The sequence below is a fragment of the Tabrizicola sp. genome (assembly GCF_031377265.1).
Classification (GTDB): Bacteria; Pseudomonadota; Alphaproteobacteria; order Rhodobacterales; family Rhodobacteraceae; genus JAUYQR01.
The window spans coordinates 1-5283 of sequence record NZ_JANMET010000391.1 but is presented as its reverse complement, the minus strand read 5'-3'; the positions used below and the strand labels follow the sequence as shown (position 1 = coordinate 5283).

5 protein-coding genes are annotated in these 5283 nt (G+C 62.4%); all 5 read left to right on the top strand.

Going from position 1 to position 5283, the window contains the following annotated elements; all coding sequences use genetic code 11:
* The coding region (locus RMO18_RS20825; protein ID WP_309668445.1) for a carbohydrate ABC transporter permease at nt 1–733 on the top strand (733 nt) is incomplete at its 5' end.
* A gap of 4 nt (nt 734–737) precedes the next feature.
* Nucleotides 738–1811 (top strand): ABC transporter ATP-binding protein, encoded by a 1074-nt coding sequence (locus tag RMO18_RS20820; protein ID WP_309668444.1) that lies wholly within the window; start codon nt 738–740, stop codon nt 1809–1811.
* Nucleotides 1812–1813: 2 nt separating this feature from the next.
* Nucleotides 1814–4174: a glycosyl hydrolase 2 galactose-binding domain-containing protein gene (locus tag RMO18_RS20815; protein WP_309668443.1), complete on the top strand. Its 2361-nt coding sequence runs from the start codon at nt 1814–1816 to the stop codon at nt 4172–4174.
* Nucleotides 4175–4187: 13 nt separating this feature from the next.
* Nucleotides 4188–4937: a sugar phosphate isomerase/epimerase gene (locus RMO18_RS20810; RefSeq protein WP_309668442.1), complete on the top strand. Its 750-nt coding sequence runs from the start codon at nt 4188–4190 to the stop codon at nt 4935–4937.
* Between the two features lie 13 nt (nt 4938–4950).
* A partial coding sequence (locus RMO18_RS20805) for a Gfo/Idh/MocA family oxidoreductase (protein ID WP_309668441.1) occupies nt 4951–5283 on the top strand: 333 nt, incomplete at its 3' end.

The following is a 5283-nucleotide window of genomic DNA, read 5'->3' as shown; positions in this document are numbered from 1 at the left end:
CGAGGGCAACATTTTCATCCCGACGATGCAGCCGTCCTTCGATGCCTGGATCAAGGCCTGGTCGCAGGCCTGTACCGGGTTGAACTGCACAGGCCTTGCGCCCGGCTTCTGGAATTCGGTGTTCATCACCGTGCCGTCGGTGGTTGTGTCAATCGCGGTGGCGTCAATCTCGGGCTATTCGCTGGCGATGTGGCCGTTCAAGCTGGCGGAGTGGTGCTTTACCATCCTTCTGGTCGGGTCGTTCATCCCTTATCAGGTGTTCTTGTATCCGCTTGTCATCATCACGCGGGAAATGGGCATCTATTCAACGCTTTATGCGGTGATCTTCGTGCACACGGTGTTCGGCCTGCCGATCCTGACGCTGCTGTTCCGCAACTACTTTGCCTCGCTGCCGGAGGAGTTGTTCAAGGCCGCACGGGTCGACGGGGCCGGTTATTGGCGGGTTTTCTTTCAGGTGCTGGCGCCGATGTCGCTGCCGATCTTCACAGTGGCGGTCATCTTGCAGGTCACCGGCATCTGGAACGACTTCCTGTTCGGGGTGATCTATGCCGGGCCGACAAACTATCCGATGACAGTGCAGCTCAACAACATCGTCAACTCGCTGCAGGGGGTGAAGGAATACAACGTCGAGATGGCCGCGACCATTTTGACCGGCCTCGTCCCGCTGACCATCTACTTCGTCTCTGGCAAATATTTCGTGCGCGGCATTGCAGCCGGCGCCGTCAAGGGTTGATCCAATGCACTCAGTCTCGGTCAAGAACGTCTCGCTAAACTTCGGTGCGGCATCGGTTTTGAAGAACATGAACCTGGATGTGGAGGAGGGCGAGTTCATCGTGCTTCTGGGGCCATCCGGCTGCGGCAAATCCACGTTGCTGAACTGTCTTGCGGGCCTGCTGGAACTGTCGGAAGGGCAGATCTTCATCAAGGGCAAGAACGTGACCTGGGCCGAACCATCGGAGCGTGGCATCGGCATGGTGTTCCAGTCTTACGCGCTTTACCCGCAGATGACGGTGCGGGGGAACCTTTCGTTCGGTCTGAAGATTGCGGGCCTGCCAAAGGAGGAGATCCAGAAACGCGTGGAACGCGCGTCGGAAATCCTGCAGATCGGGCCGCTTTTGGACCGCAAGCCGGGGGCATTGTCGGGCGGCCAGCGGCAACGGGTGGCAATCGGCCGGGCGCTGGTGCGGGATGTGGACGTCTTTCTGTTCGACGAGCCGTTGTCGAACCTGGACGCCAAACTGCGCGGCGAGTTGCGGGTGGAAATCAAGCGCCTGCATGAGCGGCTGAAGAACACGATGGTCTACGTGACCCATGATCAGATCGAGGCGCTGACCCTGGCCGACAGGATTGCGGTAATGAAGGGCGGGGTGATCCAGCAGCTGGACGACCCGCAGACCATCTACAACCGGCCGTCGAACCTGTTTGTGGCGGGGTTCATCGGGTCGCCATCGATGAACATGCTGCACGGTGAGATCAAGAACGGCGTTTTCCACGGCAAGGACGATCTTCTGGTCGATCTGAGGGGCTATGAGGGCGGCACGCAGGTTGACCGCGCCAAGGCAATTCTGGGGTTTCGGCCGGAACATATCACCATCGTCGATACGGCCGAGCCGGGCCGCACTATCCCCGCCATTGTCGAGATCGACGAGCATCTGGGGGCAGACGCGCTGCTTTGGCTGGAGGCGGCTGGCCAACAGGTTTGCGTGCGCATTCCCGTGGAGGGGCGGTTGGCTGCGGGCACCAAGGTGCATCTGCGGCTGGATATGGGTAAAGCCTCGATTTTTGATAGCGTGAATGAGCAAAGGGTCTGATCATGCTGGACCTTGCAGGCGTCTGGACGCTTTCGGATGAAAGCGGTTCTCAAAACGTGCCGTTCGCCCTTCCCGGGGACGGGATCACGGCGTTGCATGCTGCGGGTAGGATTCCGGACCCCTACTTTGGCAGCAATGAATATTCCTGCCGCTGGATATCCGAGCAAGACTGGGTGGCGCGGCGCAGTTTTGTCTATGCAGGCGGTGCTGCCGATCTGGTGATCGAGGGGCTGGATACGGTGGCCGAGGTCCGCCTGAATGGGGCACTGGTGCTGGAGGCGGCCAATTCATTCCGCCGGTATCGGGTGGACGTGACAGGCGATCTGCGACGCGGCGAGAACCAGATCGAGATCACCTTTCGCAGCCCGGTACAGGCGGCGGCTGCCTTGCAGGCCGGAATGCCGTTCTACATTCCGTACCAGCAGGTGAATGGCCCGATCCCCTTTGCCAATATGCTGCGCAAACAGCAGTGCGATTTCGGTTGGGACTGGAACATCGCGCTGGGGCAGTTCGGGTTGGGCGCGATCCGGCTGGAACCGCAGGGGCCGAGGATTGCCGACATCGTGGTGACGCAAAGCCACAGCGGCGGGGTGGCCGATGTTTCATTGGCGGTTCATGTCGACGGGTTGGCCGATGTGACGGCCACGCTCTGTGGCGTGACGCAGACCGCACAGGTGCGGGCCGGCGTGGCGCGACTGACCCTGCGCATCGCATCGCCGGAACTGTGGTGGCCGGCCGGTCTGGGCGCGCCGGTGTTGCATGAGCTGAAGGTGACGGGCGGCGGCGCGGTGGCCACGCGACGCATCGGCCTGCGGTCCCTGGCGCTGGTGTCGGTGCCGGATGCGGCGGGTCGGTCTTTTGGGTTCAAGGTGAACGGGCAGCCGGTCTTTGCGCGTGGGGCGAACTGGATTCCGGCGGATGCGCTGAACGGGCGGATCACGGTGGATGGCGTGCGCGGCCTGCTGCAATCGGCCGCCCTCGCCAACATGAACATGATCCGCGTCTGGGGCGGCGGGCGGTACGAGCCGGACTGGTTCTATGATCTGTGCGACGAGATGGGGCTGATGGTCTGGCAGGATTTCATGTTTGCCTGCCACATGTACCCCTCCACGCCCGAGTTTCTGGCCGAAGTCGGCTTGGAGGTGCGCGATGTGGTGGCGCGGATCAACCATCACGCCTGTCTGGCGGTGTGGTGCGGTGACAATGAACTGATCGGCGCGCTGACCTGGTTTCCCGAAACGCGCAAGGACCGTGACCGCTATCTGGTGAATTACGACCGCCTAAACCGGACGGTGGAGGCGGCGCTGCAATCGGTGCTGCCGGGGGCGAACTGGTGGCCTTCATCACCTTCGCCGGGGCCGCTGGCCTTTGGCGATGCCTGGCACGATGACAGCTCTGGCGACATGCATTTCTGGAGCGTGTGGCACGAAGGGCGGGATTTCGATCATTACCGCGATGTAAAGCCGCGGTTCTGTTCGGAGTTCGGCTTTCAATCCTATCCCTCGATGCAGGCGATCCGCAAATTTGCCGATCCGGCTGATTTCAACATCGCCGCCCCGGTGATGGAGAGCCACCAGAAGAACGCCGGTGGTAACGCACGGATCGCCGAGACGATGTTTCGTTATTTCCGCTTTCCCGTGGATTTCGAAAACTTCGTCTACCTGAGCCAGGTTCAACAGGGGCTGGCGATCAAGACGGCGGTCACCCAGTGGCGCAGCCTCAAGCCGCATTGCATGGGCACGCTGTACTGGCAGCTGAACGACACCTGGCCGGTGTGCAGCTGGGCAAGCCTGGATCACGGCGGCAACTGGAAGCTGTTGCACCACATGGCGAAGGATTTCTATGCGCCGGTCACGGTGGTGGCGGTGCCGGAGGGTGCGGGCATTGCGCTGAAAGCGGTGAATGACGGGCCGGGGCCGGTGACACTGGCGCTGGTCGTGTCCGCGCTGTCGATGGAGGGGCGAACGCGCGAATTGCGTTCGGTTCAGGCAAGTGTGGGAACCGCTGCGGCCGAAAAGATCGCCGAGGTGGCCGTGGCAAGTCTTGCGAAGGGAGAGGTGCTGCACTGGGCCTGGTCGGGCGACGCCGAGGGCGAGGACATCCACGCGATAAAGCCGTGGAAGGCGTTTGATCTGCACGATCCCAAAGTGCTGATCGAGGTTTCGGGCGATGCGATTACCCTGACAGCGCAGGCTTTTGCCCCTTTCGTGGCGCTGGAGGCGGATGTGCCGGGGCGGTTTTCCGACAATGCCTTCCCGCTGATCCCCGGCCGCCCCCGCAGCATCCGCTTTGCGCCCGATGCCCCGGGGGCTGCACGTTTCACCCTTCGGCATCTATATGCCGCGACCTATGGTCAGACCTGAAAGGAACCCGATCATGCCGTCCTACCAACTCTACTCCTCGCGCAACTTTCCGACCCTGGGCGACACGCTGACCATGCTGAAGGGGCTTGGCTACGGCGATGTCGAAGGCTTTGGCGGGCTTTATGCCGATGACGCCAAGCTGGCCGAAATGGCGGCTGGGCTGAAGGCCACCGGGCTGAAAATGCCCACCGCGCATTTCGGGCTGGACATGCTGGAGGGCGACCCTGCGCGCGTGCTGCATATCGCGCGGGTGCTGGGCATCAAGCGGATTTACTGCCCGCACCTGATGCCTGAGCAGCGACCCAAGGATGGCCCCGGCTGGCGGGCCTTCGGCGCGCGGCTGGAGGCTGCGGGGCGGCCCTTCAAGGCGGCAGGGATCGGCTTTGGCTGGCACAACCACGATTTCGAGTTCGTGGCCCAGGCCGACGGCAGCATCCCGCAGACCGAAATCATGGCAGGCGGGCCAAGCCTTGAGTGGGAAATTGATGTCGCATGGGTGATCCGTGGTGGGGCCGACCCGGTGCAATGGATCCGCCGTTATGGCCCCCGGATCACGGCGGCGCATGTGAAGGACATCGCCCCTTCGGGCGAGAACACCGATGAGGATGGCTGGGCCGACGTGGGCCACGGCACCGTGCCCTGGGGCAGCATCATGTCGGCTCTGCATGCCGTCGGCTGCCAGAATTTCGTGATGGAACACGACAACCCCGCCGATCACCAGCGCTTCGCCAAGCGCTCGCTCGCGTCGGTTCGCAAGGTTTGAAGGAGAAACGGCAATGAAAACGCTCGGGCTCGGCATCATCGGCTGCGGCAACATCTCGACCACCTATCTGCGGCTTTCGCCCCTGTTCAAGGGCCTGAAGGTCCGCGCGGTGGCCGACATCTCTATGGCCGCGGCAGAGGCGCGCGCGGCCGAATACGGCGTTCTGGCGCAGTCGGTCGATGACCTGCTGGCCAACAAGGATGTCGACGTGGTGATCAACCTCACCATCCCCGACGCGCATTTCGGCATCTCGAAGCGCAGCCTCGAGGCGGGCAAGCACGTCTATTCGGAAAAGCCCCTGACGCTGACCATCGAGGAAGGCATCACCTTGCGCGATCTCGCCAAG

Bases quoted from the DNA above. Each gene is read 5' to 3' on its own strand.
- RMO18_RS20810 (WP_309668442.1), top strand. From the start codon at position 4,188: ATGCCGTCCTACCAACTCTACTCCTCGCGCAACTTTCCGACCCTGGGC.
- RMO18_RS20820 (WP_309668444.1), top strand. From the start codon at position 738: ATGCACTCAGTCTCGGTCAAGAACGTCTCGCTAAACTTCGGTGCGGCA.
- RMO18_RS20815 (WP_309668443.1), top strand. From the start codon at position 1,814: ATGCTGGACCTTGCAGGCGTCTGGACGCTTTCGGATGAAAGCGGTTCT.